Consider the following 21,149-nt stretch of genomic DNA (forward strand, 5'->3'; position numbering starts at 1 on the left):
TCCCAGGATGAAACAGGAGCGAAGCTCCGTCGCGAAGAGCCTGGGATGACGAAGCGAGCAACGGCGGCTTGAGTCGCTTGCTCAGGCCGGTGCTGCTTCGATAGTGACCCTGTTGGGATAAAACGCGCCGTGGTCGCGAATCTCAGCCATTTCGTCGAAGGGCTGCTCATAGCCCCACATCGCGTCCTTGCCGGTCTCACCGGCCGGCAGCACGCTCCAGTAGCTGGCGTCGCCCTTGTAGGGGCAGTGGGTCGACAGGGTGGTTTTGCCGAGCTGGGTGAAGTCGATGTCTTCGAAGGGGATGTAGAATGCCTGGGGGTAGGGCGGTTCGGACAGAAGCTTCGCCCGCGTCGATGAGGCGATCACCGTATCGCCGGCACGCACGACCACGGTACCGCGATAGGGTTCGACGGTGATGACCTTGCCGGGATTGCTCTGAAAGCCGGGAGCGGGGTTGGCGATCTGGTCCATGCGGGGTTCTCCTTGTTCGATTGGGAGCACAGTCCGATTGAGAGAGTGCGGGGTTGCTTCCCATGTCCCTAAAATGTGTCTGGAGAACCCGTTGCGCAAGCCTTCGCCAGTAGGCCAGAGCTGGCCTTCCGATCACTAAAAACGATCCCGCGTGGAATGCTCAGGCTGCGGTCTTGAACACGTCCATCAGGCCGGCATAGGCCGCGGCAATACCGGCTACCGGGTTGGTGCTTCTTGACGTCGTCTCGACCTTCAGTGGGCCGCCGCCGGTCGGCAAGGTGAGCAGCAGGAACTGGCGATTGCCGCCGTCGCCGATCGATGCGGCGGCGACATGCTGGCCTTCGCCTTCGTTCTGGACGCACATTTTGAACAGCAGCGTGCCGCCGACCGCCTCAAGGGCGCCGCCGACCACCTCGACAAATTCGTCTTCGGAAACCTTTTTGGCCTCCGGCACGAGATCGGCCAGACTTGCGGCAAGCGTGTCTTCAAGCTCTTTGTCGTCGAGTTGAATATCGTCCAACTGCACGTCTTCGGCCCCGCTGTCAGCCAGCTGCCTGTCGTCGATCTGCCTGTCGTCGATCTGCCTGTCGTCGATCTGCCTGTCGTCGATCTGCTTGTCGTCGAGCTGCGTGTCCATGCGAACCTCTTTCAGTCGCCAATCCGCACCCCTACCCCGTTAACGAACCTTAACGTCGACGATGGCCGGATTGTGGCGGTTTTCCCCGCCTTTCGATCACTGCTTGCTTCAGCCGTTAACGGTTGGAGACGTCATGGCTGGACAATCCGTCCGTTCGTCCCACAATGGAACAAAAGACGGGAAAAACGAGGAAGCAATGGGAGGAACCAGATGCTCGGACTGATGCAGGAATGGCCGCTGCTCTGCCACAAGCTGATCGACAATGCCGAGCGGCAGCACGGGACGCGCGAGATCGTCTCGCGCTCGATCGAAGGTCCTGTCGTTCGCACCACCTATGCTGAAGTTCATCGCCGCGCGCTCAAGGTCGCTCAACGGTTGGAGCGCGATGGCTTTGTGCTCGGCGACCGCATCGCGACCCTGGCCTGGAACACGGCGCGCCACATAGAGGCCTGGTACGGCATCATGGGCATCGGCGCCATCTACCATACGCTTAACCCGCGTTTATTCCCCGAGCAGATCGTCTGGATCATGAACAATGCGCAGGATAGAGGGATCTTCGTCGACCTGACCTTCATGCCGCTGCTGGAAAAGATCGCCGGCGCGGTCAAATCGCTGAAAAAGGTGATCGTCCTGACCGACAAGGCGCATCTGCCTGAAACGACGCTGCCGAATGTGGTTGCCTATGAGGACTGGTTGAACGAGGCCGATGGCGACTTCGCCTGGAAGGTTTTCGGCGAAAACACCGCAGCCGGCATGTGCTACACCTCCGGGACGACGGGCGATCCCAAAGGCGTGCTCTACAGCCACCGCTCGAATGTGCTGCATGCCATGATCGCCGCCATGCCCGACGCCATGGGCCTCTCCGCGCGAGACACGATCCTCCCCGTTGTGCCGATGTTCCATGCCAATGCCTGGGGCCTTGGCCAGAGCGCCCCGATGATCGGCGCCAAGCTGGTCATGCCCGGTTGCAAGATGGACGGCGCCTCGATCTACGAACTGCTCGACACCGAGAAGGTGACCTTCAGCGCCGCCGTGCCGACCGTCTGGATGATGCTGCTGCAGCATCTGGAAGAGACCGGCAAGAAGCTTCCCTATCTCAGCAAAGTCGTCATCGGCGGCTCGTCCTGCCCGCGCGCCATCATCAGGAAATTCCAGGACAATTACGGTGTCGAAGTCATCCATGCCTGGGGCATGACCGAAATGTCACCGCTCGGCACGCTGTGCACCATGAAGCCGCAGTATCAAGCGCTCGAGGGCGAGGACCGGCTCGATATCCAGGGCAAGCAGGGCTACCCGCCCTTCGGGGTCGAGATGAAGGTGACGGATGACGACGACAAGGAACTGCCTTGGGACGGCAAGACCTTCGGCCGGCTGAAGGTGCGCGGTCCAGCCGTCGCCAGCGCCTATTATGGCGGCGTCGGAGCCGAGCAGTTCGACAAGGACGGCTGGTTCGACACTGGCGATGTCGCCCATATCGATTCCGGCGGCTACATGCAGATCACCGATCGCGCCAAGGACGTCATCAAGTCGGGCGGCGAGTGGATATCGACCATCGACCTGGAGAACCTCGCCGTCGGCCATCCCGATGTCGCCGAGGCCGCGGCGATCGGCGTCCATCATTCGAAATGGGGCGAGCGGCCCTTGCTGGTCGTGGTCGCCAAGCCCGGCAAGGAGCCGAGCAAGGCCGATATACTGGCGTTCATGGACGGCAAGGTGCCGAAATGGTGGATACCCGACGACGTCGCTTTCATCAGCGAAATCCCGCACACCGCCACCGGCAAGATCCAGAAGATCACCTTGCGCAAGCAGTTCAGCGACTACCGCCTGCCGACGGATTGACCGGGACCGTGCGTTTCCTTGACCTTCAAGCTACCGGCCGCAAAAACGTTAGGGCAGGGGATGTTCAATTTGAGCATCCTTTGCTCTAAGCGTCTGTGCGGGTTGGGGCGGTGCTGAAGACAATGGAAATTGACGAGCGGCAGACATCGAAGGCGGCCGGCTGGTCGCGGCGCACGGGCGCTTTTGCCCTGGTCCTGCTGCTCACCGTGCTGGCCGGCCATCATTTCGAACTGGTCGAAACGCCGGCCTTCCTGTGGGTGCTGGCGATCGTCGCCTTGCTTGCCGCGTTCGCTTTGCTGTTTGCCGGCCTCGCTTTGTCCCGGCTGTGGCATTTCGGTGACCGTGGCGGCCGCGACCTCTCGGTCGGCGCCCTGCTGGCGCTGCTGGTGCTGACGCCCTACGGCTTTGCCACCTATTTGGCGGCGACCACGCCGCCCCTGAGGGACATTTCGACGGACCTCGACAATCCGCCGGTGCTCGAGACCAGCGACCGCACCAAGGACATGAACGTGCTCGCGCCGCCAACGCCTGGCGAAGTGCGCCTGCAGGCCGACGCCTATCCGCTGGTCACCGGGCACAGCTACAATCTGCCGTTCGAAACCGTCGTCGACGCCGTTGAAACCGTGCTCGACCGCCGCGATTGGCAACTTACTGCGCCATATCCGGTGACGGACGGTCAAGACGAGGTGACGATATCGGCCGTTGCCCGGAGCTTCGTCGTAGGCCTGCCCGCCGACGTCGCCATCCGGGTCAGCAATGATGGCGACACCATCGTCGTCGACATGCGCTCAGCCTCCCGCTACGGCCGCTACGACCTCGGCGACAATGCGGCGCGCATCGTCGGGTTCCTCGCCGAACTCGACCAGGAGGTTGCAGGGCAGGTGGGTGCCGCGCCGGCTGAGTAGTTCTACCCCACCGGCACAAAAACGCCGTCGATGGCCGGGTCACCCTGGGTAGCAACCAGGCCGCGCGCCACCAGGTCCTCGAGATGGGCAAGCACCGACAGGCCGGCGGCGCCATGCAGGCGCGGGTCGGTGTCCCGGTAGATAGCCTTGACCATGTCCGGGATCGTCCGGTCGCTGTCGCGGATCCGTTCGAGGATCGCCCGTTCGCGCATCTTGCGATGGGTCTTGAGGCCGCGCATGAAGCTGCGCGGCGCGGTCACCGGGCCGCCATGGCCGGGCAGCAGCAGGCGATCGCCGCGCGCGATCAGCCTGTCGAGCGAGGCCATGTAGTCGGCCATCGCTCCGTCCGGCGGCGCCACGATCGATGTCGCCCACGCCATCACATGGTCGGCTGAAAACAGGATGCCGGTGCCTTCGAGCGCAAATGCCGCGTGATTGGCGGTGTGGCCCGGCGTCAGCACCGTCCGGATCGTCCAGTCATCGCCCTCGACCAGCGCATTGTCGGGCAACGCGATCTCCGGGACGAAAACCGTGTCGGCGCTGGCGTCGAGCGGGTTGATCTCGCCGATCCGCAGCGGCCTTGCCGGGCGGTGCGGGCCTTCGGCCAGTACAATAGCGCCGGTGTGCGCTTTCAGCCGGGCGGCCAGCGGAGAATGGTCGCGATGCGTGTGGCTGACGAAGATATGGCTGACCGGCCGGTTTGCGATCACCTTGAGCAGCGTCTGGAAATGCGCCTCGTCATCGGGGCCGGGATCGATCACCGCCAGCGTATCGCGCCCGACGATGTAGCTGTTGGTGCCGTGAAAGGTGAACGGGCTGGGGTTTTTGGCGGTGACGCGCAAGACGTCCGGCGCAACGGTGACGCCCTCGCCATATGCCGGATCGAAGCTGGTGTCGAATTTGAGCGCCATGGCGGTGTCGTTGAATCTCTGTTCAGGAAGACGGCAAAACTGATTGCCGCATAACACGGAAGCCAATATAGAAAAACGCAAGGCCGCGATCTGCGGCAATCCGGATTGGGGAAGACCATGGCACTTGCAACGACGATGCGCCCGCTTGTTTCTCTCGCTTTGCCCCAGGAGGGCGCGCAGCGCCTGGCAACCCAGCTTTTGCTGGCGATCGCCGGAACGCTGCTTTTGACCCTGTCGGCCAAGACGAAAGTCGTGCTCGGGCCGGTCGACATCTCGCTGCAGACGCTGGCCGTCCTGCTGATCGCCACTGCATTTGGCCTGCGGCTTGGCGTCGCTACCCTGCTTCTCTACATGGCCGAAGGCGCCATGGGCTTCCCGGTCTTCCAAAGCACGCCTGAAAAGGGCATCGGCATCGCCTACATGATCGGCGGCACCGGCGGTTATCTCGCCGGCTTCGTCGTCATGGCGGCCATTGTCGGCTGGGCCGCCGACCGCGGCTGGGACCGCCACCCGATCAAGTTGTTCAACGCCATGCTGGTCGCCGAAATCGTCATGATGGCCATGGGCTTTGCCTGGCTGGCCACCCTCATCGGCGCGGAAAAGGCGTGGCAGTTCGGCGTTTTGCCGTTCGTCCTCGGCGACCTGATCAAGGTTGCGCTCGCCGCCAGCCTGGTGCCGGCGGTATGGTCGCTGCTGCCCAAGCAGCCCTGAAACCGGACAAATGAATGAGCCGGCGGGTCCAAGGCCCGCCGGCTTTTTGTTGTCACGCGTCCGCCAGCCGATGGTGCAAGCCGGTTGCCAAATCGCCACGCCCATTTGCACCGTCAGCTTGTGCCTGGTCGGTCAAATTGCCGCGAGGCGGCAGATGCAGAGCAATTCTGGCGCCGATCCACGGCCGAGATTGAATTGACAAGCCATTGCGCGAAACCTAAGCACGGGCAACTTGATTTCGAGGCGGGGGCCGGTAATTCAAGGAGAGCTTGTTGAAGGGAATAATCCTTGCAGGAGGCAGCGGGACGCGTCTGTATCCCCTTACATTAGCGATCTCTAAGCAGATTCTGCCGATATACGACAAGCCGATGATTTTTTATCCGCTGAGCGTCTTGATGCTCGCCGGTATCCGCCAGATTTTGATCATTTCGACACCTCGCGACTTGCCGGTGTTTCGGGAGTTGCTGGGCGACGGTTCGGAATTCGGGGTCGAATTCTCCTATGCCGAGCAGGCGCAGCCCAACGGGCTTGCCGAGGCCTTCATCATCGGCCGCGACTTCATCGGCAAGGATAATGTGTCGATGATTCTCGGCGACAACATCTATTTCGGCGAGGGCCTGTCGCAGCTCTGCCGCACTGCTGCGCAGCGCCAAAGCGGCGCGTCGGTGTTCGCCTACCATGTCGAGGACCCGCAGCGCTACGGCGTGGTGTCGTTCGACAAGCTCAGCGGCACGGCTTTGACGATCGAGGAGAAGCCGCGGGAGCCGAAGTCCAACTGGGCGGTCACCGGCCTCTATTTCTACGACAATGAGGTCGTCGACATCGCGTCGACGATCAAGCCCTCGGCGCGCGGCGAACTCGAGATCACGGCGGTCAACAACGTCTATCTCGAGCGCGGGAAATTGCATGTGCATCAGCTCGGCCGCGGCTATGCCTGGCTCGACACCGGCACGCATGACAGCCTGCATGAAGCCTCTTCCTTCGTGCGCACGATCGAGCACCGCCAGGGGATCAAGGTCGCCTGTCCTGAAGAAATCGCTTTCGAGCAGGGCTGGCTGACCGCCGACAAGGTGCTTGAGCGCGCCACGCGCCTGGGCAAGAACGAATACGCCGCCTATCTGCGCCGGCGTGTCACCGAGCTGACGGAGACATAGGGTGCTGGAAGTCAGGCAGCTCGGTTTGGACGGCGTGCTGGAAATCGTGCCGAAGCGGCACGGCGATGCGCGCGGTTATTTCATCGAAACCTGGAATGCCGAGGCCTTTGCCGAGGCCGGCATCGATCTGCGTTTCGTCCAGGACAATCATTCCTATTCGGCTGCCGCAGGTGTCGTGCGGGGGCTTCACTATCAACTGCCTCCACACGCGCAGGACAAGCTGCTGCGCGTAATCAGAGGCCGCATTCTCGACGTGGCGGTCGACATCCGCCGCAGCTCGAAAACCTTCGGAAAATGGGTCGCGCTCGAAATATCGGCCGAGAGAGGCAACCAGATCCTCGTGCCGAAGGGTTTCGCGCACGGTTTCGTCACGCTCGTGCCGGACACCGAGGTTCTGTATAAGGTCACCGACACCTATTCGCCGGCGCATGATCGATCGATCCGTTTCGACGATCCTGATATCGGCATCGATTGGCCGTCGCCGGCCGGCGCCTTCGAGCTCTCGGCCAAGGACCTCAAGGCGTCGGCGCTTGCTGAGGCCGAGGTGTTCGCATGACGCGCGACGATGTGAGGAGAGCGCCATGAATTTTCTGGTGACAGGCGGTGCCGGCTTCATCGGCTCGGCCGTGTGCCGGCATTTGTGCGCCAATCCGGCCTACCATGTGACCAATCTCGACAAGCTCACCTATGCCGGCAATCTGGCCTCGCTGCGCACCATCGAGAATGCACACAACTACAAATTTGCGCAGGCCGACATCTGTGACGAGCGGGCGGTTCTCGACATCCTCCACCGCGACGAGATCGACGTCGTCATGAACCTCGCCGCCGAAAGCCATGTCGACCGCTCGATCGACGGACCCGGCGCCTTCATCGAGACCAACATCGTCGGTACCTACCGGGTGCTGAATTCGGCGCTCGAATATTGGCGCGGCCTTGACGAGGACAGGAAGGCGCGCTTCCGCTTCCACCATGTCTCGACCGACGAGGTGTTCGGCGATCTGCCCTTCGATGGCGGCATGTTCGTGGAGGAGACGCCTTACGCGCCATCCTCGCCCTATTCCGCCTCCAAGGCCGCATCCGACCATCTGGTGCGGGCCTGGTACGAGACGTACGGCCTGCCGGTCGTGCTCTCCAACTGTTCGAACAATTACGGGCCTTATCACTTCCCCGAAAAGCTGATCCCGCTGGTCATCCTCAACGCGCTCGACGAAAAGCCGCTGCCGGTCTACGGCGCTGGCGCCAATGTGCGCGACTGGCTGTTCGTCGAGGATCACGCCCGTGCTCTGGAACTGGTCGCCACAAAGGGCCAGCCCGGCGAAAGTTACAATGTCGGCGGCAATTCCGAGCGTACCAACCTTGGCGTCGTCGAGACGATTTGCGGCCTGCTCGACATCAGGCGTCCGCGCAGCGGCGGCAGGAGCTACCGCGATTTGATCAGCTTCGTCACCGATCGGCCCGGCCACGACCGCCGCTATGCAATCGATGCCTCCAAGATCGGCCGGGATCTCGGTTGGGCGCCGGCGGAGAGTTTCGACAGCGGCCTTGCAAGGACCGTCGACTGGTTCCTCGACAACAAATGGTGGTGGGGACCGATCCGCGAGCAGCGCTACGCCGGCGAGCGGCTGGGGCAAGTCCGGTCGCGCGGCCAGGTTGAAGGCAGGAAGGGCGCGGCGTGAGGCTGGTTGTCACCGGACGCGACGGTCAGGTCGCTGCCAGCCTGCTGGAGGCCGGGCAGAGGCGCGATGGCATCGAGGTCGTCACCCTTGGCCGCCCAGTGCTCGATCTGGCGCGGCCCGATACGGTGTTCGACGCACTCGCGGCAGCGCGGCCGGATATCGTGGTGTCGGCTGCCGCCTACACCGCCGTCGACCAGGCCGAGGACGAGCCCGATCTTGCCTTCGCTGTGAACGCCGTCGGCGCCGGCAAGGTCGCCGAGGCGGCCGCGAAGCTCGGCGTGCCCGTAATCCATCTGTCGACCGACTACGTCTTCGATGGCACCAAGGACGGCGCCTATGTCGAGACCGACGCCACCGCACCGCTCGGCGTCTACGGCGCCTCCAAGCTTGCCGGCGAGCTGGCCGTGGCCGCCGTCAATCCGCGCCATCTGATCCTGCGCACCGCCTGGGTCTACAGCCCGTTCGGCAAGAATTTCGTGAAAACCATGCTGCGGCTGGCCGGCGACCGCGACGAGATCGCCGTGGTCGCCGACCAATGGGGAAATCCGACATCCGCACTTGATATTGCCGACGCGATCCTGCATGCGGCGGCGGTGTTGCGCGGCGACGAGGCGTTTGACGGTTACGGCATCTATCATCTGGCCGGCACCGGGGGGATCAACTGGAGCGGCTTTGCCCGTCATATTTTGGAGACCAGCCGCGCTCATGGTGGTCCTTATGCGCGGGTAGGTAACGTCGAGACCAAGGACTACCCAACCAAGGCGTGTCGCCCTCGCAATTCGCGGCTGTCGACGGCCAAATTCTCTGCCGTGTTCGGATGGACGTCCCCGGAGTGGCCGGAAGCGACGGAAGTGGTGGCACACCGTCTCTTGAGCGGAGAGACGAAACTGGCATTGATAACATGAAAAAGTATCCATCACCTGACGCACTGCAGGACGCGAGGTCGACAAAGGGAAGAGATAAGTCACTTCGCAACATATACGAGGAGCATACCGGAAAAATATCGGACAAATGGTCGATTTATTTGGACGCATATGAAGATATATTTTCGGATTTCCGAAACAAGCCTGTTCGACTTCTGGAAATTGGCGTTCAGAACGGCGGTTCGCTGGAAATCTGGCGGCAGTATTTTCCGCAAGCGGAGCTTATTGTAGGCTGCGATATCAATGCGGCCAGTGGTAAGCTGACCTTCGATGATGAGAAGATCGCAGTTATCGTCGGCGATGCCAACACCGCCGACGTCGAACGCGACATTGTCGCCCAGACCGCAAAATTCGACATCATTATTGATGACGGCTCGCACCGATCCTCGGATATCATACGCTCTTTCGCCCGCTACTTCCCTCATCTTGCGGTGGGAGGCCTGTACGTAGCTGAAGATTTGCACTGCAGTTACTGGGGTAAGTATGAGGGCGGCCTATATGATCCTCTTTCCTCCATGTCATTTTTCAAACGTCTGCTTGACGTGGTCAACTATGAGCATTGGGGACTACACCACCTTCGTGTCGATGTACTGGCCGCGTTTTCTCAGAAGTACGACGCCGTGTTCGAGGAAACTTCCCTGGCTTCGATCCACTCCATCGGGTTCTTGAACTCGCTTTGCATCGTCGCCAAACGTCCGTCACAGGAAAATGTTCTGGGTCCCCGTCGTGTGGAAGGCCGGGTTGCACTTGTCGAGGGCAGCATGCTGGCCCTGAACGGTACGGTAAACATACCGATCGATGAGACCGGGAATCCATGGTCGTTGCGTCGTGCGACAATGGAAGAGGAGATTGAAACCAACCGGGAACTGGTCGAACACCAAATGGCTCGCATAGAGGCGCTCTCCAATGAGATCGCGCAGCGCGATGTCGAGATCGCGAATGAGATCGCGCAGCACGATGCCGAAATCGCGAGGCTGGCGGGCGAGAGCAAGGCTCATGAGGCTCTGGCCGGACAGTTGCTTGCCGAGCGGGAGCAAGCGCGCTCCGAGGAAAAGCGGCTGCGTAGCGTTCTCGATGCCGTTTATGCAAGCACCTCATGGCGCGTAGCCATGCCGATGAGAGCAGCAAAGCGCCTTTTGGTTGGCTTTGGAAAGGTCGGGCGAAAATTAACTCCCGGTGCACATCGGACCTCCAACTCTCCTGTTTCGCGGAATAGGACGAGCGACAATTCGAAAACCGGATGAGACCATGAGCGCCGATCCAAACAATAAACTTCGGGTATTTTCAGCAGCGAAGCCTTTAGTGTCCGTGATTATTCCTGTGAAGAACGGACTGCCGCAATTCAAGCGCGTCATCGAGATGGTTTCCAAGCAGGAATTCGAACAGGGATTTGAGGTAATTGTTATCGACTCCGGCTCAAAGGACGGCTCTAAGCAATTGGTGCCGACCAACGACCCTAGATTCAAATTAATCGAGATAGAGCCTTGCTCGTTTGGGCACGGAAGGACAAGGAACCTTGGCGTTCGTGAAGCAAGGGGAGAATTCTGCGCTTTCCTAACACATGATGCTTGTCCCGCCAATTCTTTTTGGTTGAAGGAACTGGTGAGACCGCTCTTGGAGGATGATCAGGTTGCTGGTGTATTCGGTCGCCATGCAGCCTACGAGGACGCAACGCCGTTCACGGCTTGGGAGATCGACACTCATTTTTTGGGATTAAGAAATTGGCCGAAAGTCTGGATCAGCGACGCGAGATTGTATTCGAAAACGCAGGGCGTTCGACAGGTATTTCATTTCTATTCTGACAATTCATCCTGTTTACGCAAGTCTGTGTGGCAAGATTATCCTTATCCAGACGTTGATTTTGCAGAAGATCAACTATGGGCAAAGGTGGTAATTGAAGCCGGTTTTCGTAAGGCCTTTTCATGGGATTCGTTGGTGAACCATTCTCATGAATACTCTCTATGGCAAAGGGTGCAGCGAAGTTATGATGAAGCAAAGGCATTCAGAGAGCTGTTCGGATACAAGTTGTGCCCGACAGTGCGGTATTTGTTCGGGCAAGCTTTGAGAACCAGCGCGCGCGATGTTGCGCTCGCGTTTAAGAATGGTTGGGTAATTTCTCATCCCGTAGCTACTTTCAAGAAACCTCTAGATAATTTAGCGCGACAGGTCGGGTATTACATCGGGACCAATAGTTCTAAGTTTGCGAGAAAATACGGTAATGCGTTGTCCAGAGACAAGCAATTGCACGCTAGATAGGGGTCGTTTTGGATATGCTGTCATCAAATCTTTCAAAATTTGCAAGGACTGTACGGCGAGAGGGATGGCGGGTCGCGACACGCAAGGCTGTTTCTCGAGTGATTGCAACGATGCCGCCAGTCATTCAGGGCAAACAAGACGCTATTGGGCACTATGAATTTCTTCTGGGGGAGGAGCAGGGTTTCGGATTGAGGATCACCCATGAGAATACTCCGATCGGCTCGATGACGTGGGTAATCCCAGACTTCAATGCGTCTTCAGGTGGCCACATAAATATTGTTCGCATGATGCGACTTCTGAAAGATCGAGGGTTCCCCAACCAGCATGTCGTGGTTATGGAACCGCATCGATGGAATTCTGTGGAAGAAGCGCAAATGGCGTTCAACCAGGCTTTCGGAGATCACGGGATTACAATTTCGCTCGGCGTTCGCTCAATCGAGCCGTGCAATTATCTGGTTGCCACGGGCTGGCAGACCGCCTATTGGGTTTCCAAATTTCGCGACACAGAGCATAAATTATACTTTGTTCAAGATTTTGAACCAGAATTTTATGCGCATGGTAGCGAATATTCGTTTGCAGAGAATACCTATAAGCTTGGTATGACAGGTATTACTGCCGGGACATGGTTGGCAGAAAAACTTAGCCGAGAATATGGAATGACGACGTTTCCGTATTCGTTCGCTTGTGACCTCAGTCTTTATAATCCGCAAAGAAGACGTTCGGGCTCCGTAAGGCATATACTTTTCTATGCTAGGCCAGTCACCCCGAGACGTGGATTCGAAATGGGTCTTCTCGCTCTGAAGAAAGTCTGTGAGAGGCTTCCGGATGTTGCGGTGATCTTTGCAGGTTGGGATGTCGGAGCGTACGAGATTCCTTTTCATCATCTCAATGCAGGCACGGTTTCCATTGGAGAATTGCCGGACCTTTACTCACAATGCGACGTCGCCCTAATTCTCTCGGCAACCAATCTTTCGTTGCTCCCGCTTGAAGTCGCAGCTTGCGGCTGTCCTGTAGTGCTTAACAGAGGGCCTCAGTCTGAGTGGCTCATGTCCGATGAGGAGGCTGTATACTGCGATATGAGTGTGGATGGGATATCACAAGCCTTGATCAGGCTATTGGAAGACCCGGTCGGAGCAGCTAGGATTGCAGAAGCGGGCTTGAGACGCGCGAGGGCAGGCAGTTGGGATTCCGAGGCAGACAAGTTGGCGGCATTCCTCGAGTCCCTATCTAGGGAGGCCGTCCATGCGCGCCCCTCGTAACAAATCTGAGTGGAACTGTGCATCTTGGCTCGGTCTCGGTGGAGAGGAATTTGAGTGGGAACGATCTTGAAGATGCTTCCTATCACCGCTAGGAAGCCCCGCCTTCCCAGCGGAGACCACATTACATGATTGTCAAGCCCGGCTTCGACACTAATACCAAGACAATCGTGATCATTGGAGTGCAGCGCGGCGGGACATCGATGGTCGCTGGGATAGCGCGGGAGCTTGGGGTCAACCTTGGGCGGAACCTCGGCAACAACCATGAAGATCCAGAATTCATCACGGAAGACCTACAGGCGATCAAGAAGGTAGTCGCTCATCGTGACGCGAAGTACAATGTATGGGGCTGGAAGATGCCCCACTCTTCCGAGTATATCGTGCGGTTGCTGCCTCACCTTCGCAACCCATTCGTGATCGTTGTGTTCCGCAATCTGGCCGCGATAGCCGAGAGTCAGATGAAGCAATCGGATGTAAATTTTCGCGATGCATTCAGCTTCTCGGCAACACGCTTGGCGCAGGTAGCTTCTGCAACTCAAGAGATCGATTGTCCTCTCATGATCGTCAACTATGAGCGGGCGGTGCTGAAGCCCTCGAATTTATTAGATGAGTTGTGCGCCTTCCTCCATCTGCGGCCATCGGAGGACGAGCGCGAACGAGCTCTCGCGATGACCGACCCGCAGCGCGGCTACGTCAGAACCAAGAAGGAAGACTGGACGGCCCGGGTATCAAAGGCGGAGAGTTTCGATTTCGGATCAAAAGACGCGATTGAGGCCTTCCAGTGTAATGTAGGACTATCTCTGGTCGACAATTGGATCCAGAAGGATGGTGATCAACCGCACATCCTGTTCGAAGGCCTAGCAGGTTACAAGCGGGTATATCTATCGTTTGTAAGGCGCAGCGCTCCGGCCTTTATCGATCTATGTGTCAACACAGGCGACGGCTACACTGACGGCCTCACCGACAGGATTCAGCTATTCCACGGCGAGAACGTGATCACCATTGACGCGGAAAGTATCAATGGGATTGCGATCTATCCACAGTTTGACGGAGCCGCGTCAAACACGGGCCTTTTCAGGATAACCGTTGATAAGGCATCACCAAATCGCCATCGAGGCACCTCGCTTGGAAGCATATCCTTGGTTTCGTAGCACTCGCCTAATGGACGTTTCACGCTCTTTTTGAAAATACCGTCGTTGTGCCCCACGCGATTTCGAACTGCTTTTCAAGCGAGAGACGCGTAAGAGGGGGATCTTCATCTCTTTCAAACCGTTCAGCCAGCGAGAAAATCTCTCGCACCGGCATGTTCAGAAATTCCTCTCGCACTCCAGCATCAAGTCCCGAATGATAGACTCGAAGTATCTGATTTAATGTGTTTATTGGATGGTTCGAGCGGTGGATCGTTTGGCTCTCAACGTCGAGCTGCTCAAATAGCTTCGTTGCACCAGATCGAGTTGCATTAAAATAATGGGACGGATAACCGTGCTCCGCCTGTAAGAATGGGATCATCAGAAGAAGTTTGCCACCGGGCTTCAGCACCCGTACCAGTTCCCTTGCGCATTGGAAGGGGTCATCTACATGCTCGAGAACAGCCAGTGATAGTATCCCCGCGAACGAGTTATCCTTGAAGGGTAGAGATTGTCCTATCGCAAGGACGTCTGTGCTGGGATAGTCATAGATCTCTACGTTTATCACGTTTGGAACCGGGCGCTTTCTCAGGCCAGCCCCAGCATCTAGTGCAATGGCTCCACTAGGCAATCGCTTGAGGAATTCATGAATCATTCCGCCGTAGAAATGCGAAGAGACAGCATCAATTTTAGATTCGAGTTGTGGCGAAATGGGCCAGCCTTCCGGCAGCGCCGACGGTGCTACGCAGCCCTCGCATTGTTGCAAGTCACGGTTCAAGATTTGCTTCAAAATATCAAGCTTGGCAGCTTGATTGGCTCTGCAACTGTTAGCCAAAGCAATCGCCTCATCAGTTACGGCAACTGCCACGTCGGCTGCCCTCTCGCCCTCAGCCCTGAATATCAGGTCCAACGTTCCCGCTTTGTGTATCTCGTTTCGTACGAAATCCACGTAAAAAGTGAAGCCAACGCCCTGAGAAGGGTCAAGATCAGCCCTCCGGTACGTTGATAATCGAAATTTCCCTGTTCGACCGTCCAAGGTTTCATAGCCAATGGAAATTTCAGTACCAAACGGCTTCGCGATCCAACCGTTAACGGCGTCGATTGGATGTCGTAGAAGCCTATCTCTGGGCTGGTCAATTTCTACTCTGGTTAGGCCCATGAAAAAATTCCTATCGCTTCTTCAAGGAATGGAATGGCAGGCTAGAGACCGGTCTTCTTCTCAAGGGCTTTCTCGAAATACTGTGCGCGCAGCGACATTGTTATCGCCCCGTACCGCTCATGCTTGCTACTGTCTTGGCGATGCCCTCGTCAAAATCGGTTCGTGGTACCCACCCCAGAACGGAGCGCGCGCGCGAGACATCCAGACTGGCAATGTCAACGTCAGTGTTTCTGGCAGCAACGTATTCGCGCTCGAAACGGTGGCCCGTTGCTGATTCGACCGCGGCAATTATCTCGGTAACGGACCGAACCTGGCCACTGCCAATGTTCAGGATTAGGCGGGGGGTGCTCGGCAGCACAAGCGCGCTTTCTATCGCGTTGATGACATCCTCAACGTAGATATAGTCGCGACGCGCTTGGCCGTCGCCGAAAATTCGGACGGGTAGGCCTTTCTGCCAGTGGTCTAGGATGGCTGGGATCAGCCCTTGACCCTTGCGGAAGGCTTGCCCTGGACCAAAAGGATTGGCGACCCGCAGGATCACGTATTCCAGCCCTTCGAGATGTCCATGCATCTGAATGTATTTTTCCACGATGAGCTTGGTCAGTCCGTGTGAATTTATGGGGTTGGTAGCGCAGGTCTCCGGCGTAGGTATTGGCGCACCAGGGCCATAAACCGTGCCCCCAGATGAGAGAAACAAATAGCGTCTCACGCCAGCCCGCACACAGGTTTGCAGGAACTCTACATGGGGAATAACATTTTCCTGAATATCGGCGATGACGTGGTCGTTCTTGAGGCCGGGACTCGAGGTCGATATTAATTGCACAACAGAGTCGACGTCTTGCAGCGAAGAGGCCATTGCGATCGGATCACGCAGGTCGGCTTCAACAAAGTCAACCGACTTGTCAAAGGAGCGAAGGAATTCTGGGTCAAATCTTCTGGATACGGCACGAATTGCCACACCCTGTACCGCCAACCGCCGAACAAAATGACGGCCAATGAACCCGTTCGCACCGTAAACCCCAATCATGCCGCTCCAACACCTTTGCCGCAAAACCCTTTATTACTTTATCAAACTAATCCAGCCCGTCCCTGCCCCAACTCCAGCAACTTTCTGTCATGACACGACAATTTTTTCAGTTCCGGTGTGTTTGACCGGCCCTGCCGTTAGCGATTCCACGCGGCCGCTTTTGAGCGTCAGCTTTTTTGTGCACACTCTTTCGATGAGGCTCTCATTGTGGCTTGCCAGAACGATGATGCCAGCCTTTTCCGCCAATTCGTCCATGCGCCTTTGGGCCTTGTCTTGAAAAGAGGCATCACCGGCACCGATCCATTCGTCCATTAGCAGAATTTCGGGATCGAGCGCGGTTGCTGCCGAAAAGGCAAGCCGCGCGGCCATGCCCTGGCTGTAAGCCTTGAATGGCATGTCGATGAAGTCGCCGAGCTCGCTGAAAGCGATGATACTTTCCATCTTTTCCTCGATCTCGGCTTCTGTCCATCCGTTGATCAAGCCACGCAGAACGATGTTCCTGCGGCCTGTGGCTTCGCGGCGAAAGCCTATGTTGATGTTGAAAAGGGCGTCGACCTTGCCTTCTATGGCGATGTTCCCTCCGGATGGTTCATAGATTCCGTAGAGCACCTTGAGTAGTGTCGTCTTGCCCGCTCCATTTGGGCCGACCAAGCCTAATCGGTCGCCGGCCTTGAGCTGGAAACTGACGCCGTCGAGCGCCTGCACGAACTGGTTTCTGCCTGAACTCTCAATCCTGCCGCCTGGTCCGCCCATACGCCGATCCGGCGCGGAAAGCGTCAACTTTTCGTGCAGTTTGTAGACCAGACTGACGTTATCCAGCTTGATAGAAACCATCGAAAAAACTCAAATCAGGAAAACAACTTGCCTGCGATATCGGCCAAGCAGCAACAATGCAATCGCCCACATGAACAAGGAAATATAGACCGTTACGGCGAATGCGTGCATCGGAAACGCGCCGTTCGTGATCGGCTCGCGCACGATTTCCAGGAAATAGCTGAATGGATTCCAGTGGTAGGCGTATTTCTGTATGCCGTCCTGTCCGCTGTAGATCCAGAAGACAGGCGTAAAAAACATCCCGACTCGCATGATGTTGCCGACGATGAACTGGCTGTCGGGAAAAAATGCGCCGAGGAAGGCGAAGACCGTGATGACAGCTGGAGTGGCGAACAGGATCAGGAGTAGCCCTGCAAGCGACCATAGCCATGCGGGGGTAAGTCCCGAGCCGCTCAGGAGCAGAATCACGATGCAACCTGCGATCGCATAGCCCACGCGAATGACGGACTGAACCGTCATCCGCATCACGTACACAAACAGGGGCAGGGTCGTGCCCTCTATGAAGCTCTCCTCACGCTGGAAGAGGGAAACACTCAAGGAGATGATTTCCATCAGGTAGAACCAGACCATCAGGCCTATTGCGACATAGGCGGAATAGCCTGCGGCATCCTTACCGGCAGGCTGGAACACGAAAACGAATGTGCCGACGAACGCGATGTAATTGACCAGCAGCCAAAGCGGGCCAAGTGTCGTGCGTCTGTGCTGGTCGCCGATATCTTCGTGAGCAAGCGCAATCCAGACCCGATGCAGCCTCATAGCCTTGCTGATATCGTCGAGGGCGCCGTTCAGTGCCAAAATCATTGTTGGTGTCGCAATCCGTTCTTGGTCGCTTCGTATGTCCGATGGCCACATGAGGCGAGGGACATTTCATAGCCATTGCGACGAGCGTATGGCAAATGATTGCGGCTTAGTGAAGCCCAGCAATATCTTGAGCGCAACCATTAGCAATGTCTTTTGGACCTGTACAATTGTCCTGAAAGGCCACAGTTCAGCCAATTGCGATTGGTCCGGAACAGCCGCATTCACCTTTGATCACATATTCGTCAAAAACATCTGGCGATACCCCCGACTCCGCGCTATTGCGATAGCTGGGCAAGGGACTTGGAATTTGCAATCTGGAGTGGTGACGGATGATGTTCCATCCGGTGCCTGTCCGGTATTGATATACCCGCGCCTGGAGTTCAGTACTACCCAATGACATCATACGTACAAGCCGTATCGGGACTTCGGCCGAAGATGCGGCGCGCCATTATAATGATCCAGGACCTGGTCATGGTCTTGGTCGCGGTGGCGCTGAGTCTCGGGCTTTCGCAGTCGAGACTTTCATTCGATGCGCTCTCCTGGCCGGGCCTGGCGTGCTGGGTGAGCATTGTTCTTCTCAGCCATCTCTTGTTTCGCTATTGCGGCCTCTACAACACCGTGTGGCGTTTCGCCTCCACGCCGGACTTCTTCAACATCCTGAAGAGCTGCGCGATCCTGACCGTCACGCTCTATGTCGTCTCGCTGGCGGTCCGATGGTTTCAGCCGGTGACCGGCCTCAACGAGCGCCAGTTCATCGTCTTTTTCCTCGTCTCCTTCACCATCATATCGGCGCCTCGGCTCTATTACCGGTTCCTGCGCGACGGGGCGAGCTGGCGAATCCTGAGCCGCAACGCAAACAATGCGGCGATCAAACAAGCGCTGTTCGTCGGCAGGCTTGGCGAAGCAGACGTCATCATCCGCTTCACACGCACGGCCGAGCCGGCCGAATATTCCATCGCCGGCATCATGGCCATCGAGAACGGCGCGCCGTTGGGCACGCAGATACAGGGCGTTCCGGTGGTGGCCGTGCGGCCCCGCCTGGTCGAGGTCCTCGAAGAATATGCAAGAGGCACCAAAAGCCTCGACATGCTGATTTTCGGCAATGGCACCGAACGCGAGATCGAGGAATATTCGGAACTGGTCCGTGTCGCCCGTCACAGCGGTATCGCCGTCGTCCAATTCTCCGGCGTTTCGGAGCTCGGCCAAGGCGGAAAGCTGGTACTCGACGCTGTCGAGATGGAAACCATCCTGCGCCGCTCCACAGTTGCTTCCGATATTGAGCGGATCGGCGGCTTTATCGGTGGCAAGCGCGTCCTGGTCACCGGCGGCGCCGGCTCAATCGGTCGCATCCTGGTCAAGCGGTCGCTGGAACTTGGCGCCGAGGCGGTTCTGGTCGCCGATATCTCGGAGTTCGGTATTTTCCAGCTCGACCAGCAGGTTGACGAAAAGGACCATGTCCGGCTCAAGAGCCGCATCGTCGATGTCACAGACCGGCGCCAGATCACCCGCGTCGTCAGCGATTTCAAGCCCGACATCATCTTCCATGCCGCCGCGCTCAAACATGTGCCGCTGCTCGAGGAAAATTGGGAATCGGCGATCCAGACCAACATTTTGGGCACCCTCGTCTGCGCCGAGGTTGCCGCCAAATGCGGGGTGCCGCAGTTCCTGTTGATTTCCAGCGATAAGGCGGTCGATCCGACCTCGGTGCTCGGTATGACGAAACGCGCCGCCGAGCAGATCGTCTCTTCGCTGCACGAAACGCACGCCACCGGGCCCAGCGGCCGTCGCTCCGGCACCAAGTTCATCGCCGTGCGGTTCGGCAATGTCTTCGGCTCCAATGGCTCGGTCGCCACCATCTTCCAGGCGCAGATCGAGGCCGGCGGTCCGGTCACCATCACCGATCGCCGCATGACCCGCTACTTCATGACGGTGGCCGAAGCCGTCGACCTCGTCATCATGTCGGCGGCCGACGCCGAGCGGCGCCAGGGCAAGGACGACTACGCCATCTACATGCTCGACATGGGCAAGCCGGTGCCGATCCTCGAAGTCGCTGAAACCATGATCCGCATGGCCGGCAAAAGCCCCTACATCGACATTCCGATCCGTTTCACCGGGATCAGGCCGGGCGAGAAGCTTCACGAAGTGCTGCATGGCGGCAATGAGGAGATCGTCGCGCTGGATATCCCCAAGATCTTCGGCCTCAGGACCGATGTCGTGGGATGGCCCAAGGTCCAGGCGGCGCTGACATTGCTGCAGGCGGCCATGGGCGATCAGGACAAGGCCTCGGCGCTCGCCGTCATGGCCGGCCTCTATCAGGCGGAAGAGCCTCCAAGTGACGCACGCCGGGAAACCGTTGCGAAAACAGTCGGGCAAGCTGGTTAGAGCAATTCCAGGAAAAGTGTGGAGCGGTTTTCCGTCCGGGATTGCGTCAAAACAAAGAGCCTGTCCTGATCGACCGGGATTGGCTATTGAAACCGATCCGATGGCCGTTCCCAGGCGTTTGCAGATGATTTTGAACCAGTGAGCAGACAAGATCAGCGCGTGGCCGTGCTGCTGGGCACGAAAGATGGCGCGGCTTTCCTTGACGAGCAGCTCGCGTCGCTGGCTGCGCAATCGCATCCTGTTGTCGACCTCTGGGTTTCCGACGACGGTTCGACAGACGGCACTTCGGCCATTATCGGCGCCTGGCAGAGCCGCTGGTCCAAGGGCCGGTTGACCCTGTCGAATGGTCCTCGCCAAGGCTTTGCCGCCAATTTCCGCGCGATGATCATCGATCCGCGTATCGAGGCCGACTACTACGCCTTCTGCGACCAGGACGACATCTGGGAGCCGGACAGGCTGGAGAGCGCCATTGCCTGGATGCAATGGCACGATGCCGGAACGCCGCTGCTGTTTTGCTCCAGAACCGCGACCATGTCCGAAACCGGAGCAGCGCAAGGGTATTCGCCGCTGTTCCAGCATCCACCCGCATTTCGCAATGCGCTTGTGCAAAGCATTGCCGGCGGCAACACGATGATGATCAACCGCGCCGCGCGAAAGTTGCTGGCAAAGGCATCGGCAAGGACCGAGTTCGTCAGCCATGACTGGTGGACCTATCTGATCGTCACGGCTGCCGGCGGCATTGTCCGCTATGACCCGCGACCGCTGGTGCGCTACCGCCAGCATGAGGCAAACTTGGTCGGCGCCAACGTGTCGTGGAAGGCGAGGCTGTCGCGGCTGGGGCGCCTCTTCAGGGGCGAGTTCGCCGTCTGGACCGATCACAATCTGAGCGGCCTGGCGGTCAATCGCGACATCCTCACGAGGGATGCCGCCGCCTGCCTCGGCCTGTTCATCAGGGCGCGAAAGGGCGGTATCTTGCGACGCCTGCGCCTTCTCCGGAAAAGCGGCGTCTACCGGCAGACGCTGGCTGGTACACTTGGGCTCTATCTGGCCTTCATCTGGCGGCGGATCTAGAGCATGCAG

At 58.3% G+C, this 21,149-nt stretch carries 20 protein-coding genes; 13 read left to right on the plus strand and 7 right to left on the minus strand.

The genetic code is table 11. The annotated features are described in order from the left end of the window. Nucleotides 1-81: 81 nt before the first annotated feature. Nucleotides 82-471: a DUF427 domain-containing protein gene (locus NKK50_RS28590; RefSeq protein ID WP_023698131.1), complete on the minus strand. Its 390-nt coding sequence runs from the start codon at nt 469-471 to the stop codon at nt 82-84. 160 nt (nt 472-631) lie between these two features. Next, nucleotides 632-991 carry a hypothetical protein gene (locus NKK50_RS28595; protein ID WP_023670697.1) on the minus strand — a complete coding sequence of 120 codons (360 nt, stop codon included), beginning with the start codon at nt 989-991 and terminating at the stop codon, nt 632-634. Between the two features lie 327 nt (nt 992-1,318). Between NKK50_RS28595 and NKK50_RS28600 the strand changes: the two genes are divergently transcribed. Further along, nucleotides 1,319-2,947: a fatty-acid--CoA ligase gene (locus NKK50_RS28600; protein WP_023834460.1), complete on the plus strand. Its 1,629-nt coding sequence runs from the start codon at nt 1,319-1,321 to the stop codon at nt 2,945-2,947. 122 nt (nt 2,948-3,069) lie between these two features. After that, nucleotides 3,070-3,852, plus strand: a complete 783-nt coding sequence (locus tag NKK50_RS28605) for a DUF1499 domain-containing protein (protein WP_023703206.1) — start codon at nt 3,070-3,072, stop codon at nt 3,850-3,852. A 2-nt stretch (nt 3,853-3,854) separates the two neighbouring features. On the opposite strand, the gene NKK50_RS28610 is transcribed toward NKK50_RS28605, so the two are convergent. Then, nucleotides 3,855-4,763, minus strand: a complete 909-nt coding sequence (locus NKK50_RS28610; RefSeq protein ID WP_023692735.1) for an MBL fold metallo-hydrolase — start codon at nt 4,761-4,763, stop codon at nt 3,855-3,857. A gap of 117 nt (nt 4,764-4,880) precedes the next feature. Between NKK50_RS28610 and NKK50_RS28615 the strand changes: the two genes are divergently transcribed. From NKK50_RS28615 to NKK50_RS28655, 9 genes are all read left to right on the plus strand, one after another. Further along, a complete protein-coding gene (locus NKK50_RS28615; RefSeq protein ID WP_023703207.1) occupies nt 4,881-5,474 on the plus strand; it encodes a biotin transporter BioY in 594 nt (197 codons plus the stop codon). A gap of 272 nt (nt 5,475-5,746) precedes the next feature. Continuing rightward, nucleotides 5,747-6,628: a glucose-1-phosphate thymidylyltransferase RfbA gene (gene rfbA / locus NKK50_RS28620; protein WP_023698135.1), complete on the plus strand. Its 882-nt coding sequence runs from the start codon at nt 5,747-5,749 to the stop codon at nt 6,626-6,628. Between the two features lies 1 nt (nt 6,629). After that, the gene (gene rfbC, locus NKK50_RS28625; protein WP_023670703.1) at nt 6,630-7,184 is read left to right on the plus strand and encodes a dTDP-4-dehydrorhamnose 3,5-epimerase; all 555 of its coding nucleotides are present in this window, start codon (nt 6,630-6,632) and stop codon (nt 7,182-7,184) included. Nucleotides 7,185-7,209: 25 nt separating this feature from the next. Further along, complete coding sequence (gene rfbB, locus NKK50_RS28630) at nt 7,210-8,304, plus strand: dTDP-glucose 4,6-dehydratase (protein ID WP_023725246.1); 1,095 nt, start codon at nt 7,210-7,212, stop codon at nt 8,302-8,304. Continuing rightward, on the plus strand, nt 8,301-9,209 hold the full coding sequence (rfbD, locus tag NKK50_RS28635) for a dTDP-4-dehydrorhamnose reductase (protein ID WP_023743690.1): 909 nt from the start codon (nt 8,301-8,303) through the stop codon (nt 9,207-9,209). The genes rfbB and rfbD overlap by 4 nt, the downstream gene beginning before the upstream one ends. Then, complete coding sequence (locus NKK50_RS28640; protein ID WP_023743691.1) at nt 9,206-10,471, plus strand: class I SAM-dependent methyltransferase; 1,266 nt, start codon at nt 9,206-9,208, stop codon at nt 10,469-10,471. The genes rfbD and NKK50_RS28640 overlap by 4 nt, the downstream gene beginning before the upstream one ends. Nucleotides 10,472-10,475: 4 nt before the next feature. Further along, the gene (locus tag NKK50_RS28645; protein WP_081726137.1) at nt 10,476-11,483 is read left to right on the plus strand and encodes a glycosyltransferase family 2 protein; all 1,008 of its coding nucleotides are present in this window, start codon (nt 10,476-10,478) and stop codon (nt 11,481-11,483) included. Between the two features lie 14 nt (nt 11,484-11,497). Further along, a complete protein-coding gene (locus NKK50_RS28650) occupies nt 11,498-12,742 on the plus strand; it encodes a glycosyltransferase family 4 protein (RefSeq protein WP_032889279.1) in 1,245 nt (414 codons plus the stop codon). Between the two features lie 125 nt (nt 12,743-12,867). Next, nucleotides 12,868-13,890 (plus strand): sulfotransferase family protein, encoded by a 1,023-nt coding sequence (locus NKK50_RS28655; RefSeq protein WP_023743693.1) that lies wholly within the window; start codon nt 12,868-12,870, stop codon nt 13,888-13,890. A 19-nt stretch (nt 13,891-13,909) separates the two neighbouring features. Here the strand turns inward: NKK50_RS28655 and NKK50_RS28660 are convergent, their stop codons facing one another. From NKK50_RS28660 to NKK50_RS28675, 4 genes are all read right to left on the minus strand, one after another. After that, nucleotides 13,910-15,025, minus strand: coding sequence for a methyltransferase domain-containing protein (locus tag NKK50_RS28660; RefSeq protein WP_050591296.1), 1,116 nt, complete (start codon nt 15,023-15,025; stop codon nt 13,910-13,912). 100 nt (nt 15,026-15,125) lie between these two features. Then, on the minus strand, nt 15,126-16,052 hold the full coding sequence (locus NKK50_RS28665) for an NAD-dependent epimerase/dehydratase family protein (RefSeq protein ID WP_023743695.1): 927 nt from the start codon (nt 16,050-16,052) through the stop codon (nt 15,126-15,128). An 87-nt stretch (nt 16,053-16,139) separates the two neighbouring features. Next, nucleotides 16,140-16,886 carry an ABC transporter ATP-binding protein gene (locus tag NKK50_RS28670; protein WP_023743696.1) on the minus strand — a complete coding sequence of 249 codons (747 nt, stop codon included), beginning with the start codon at nt 16,884-16,886 and terminating at the stop codon, nt 16,140-16,142. Nucleotides 16,887-16,895: 9 nt separating this feature from the next. After that, nucleotides 16,896-17,687 (minus strand): ABC transporter permease, encoded by a 792-nt coding sequence (locus NKK50_RS28675; protein WP_023743697.1) that lies wholly within the window; start codon nt 17,685-17,687, stop codon nt 16,896-16,898. 393 nt (nt 17,688-18,080) lie between these two features. On the opposite strand from NKK50_RS28675, the gene NKK50_RS28680 reads away from it, so the two are divergent. Then, nucleotides 18,081-20,069, plus strand: a complete 1,989-nt coding sequence (locus NKK50_RS28680) for a UDP-N-acetylglucosamine 4,6-dehydratase (RefSeq protein WP_031204331.1) — start codon at nt 18,081-18,083, stop codon at nt 20,067-20,069. Between the two features lie 138 nt (nt 20,070-20,207). Beyond that, nucleotides 20,208-21,140 (plus strand): glycosyltransferase family 2 protein, encoded by a 933-nt coding sequence (locus NKK50_RS28685; RefSeq protein WP_023743699.1) that lies wholly within the window; start codon nt 20,208-20,210, stop codon nt 21,138-21,140. Nucleotides 21,141-21,149 lie beyond the last annotated feature (9 nt).

The organism is Mesorhizobium sp. M0001, assembly GCF_040324255.1.
Lineage (GTDB): Bacteria > Pseudomonadota > Alphaproteobacteria > Rhizobiales > Rhizobiaceae > Mesorhizobium.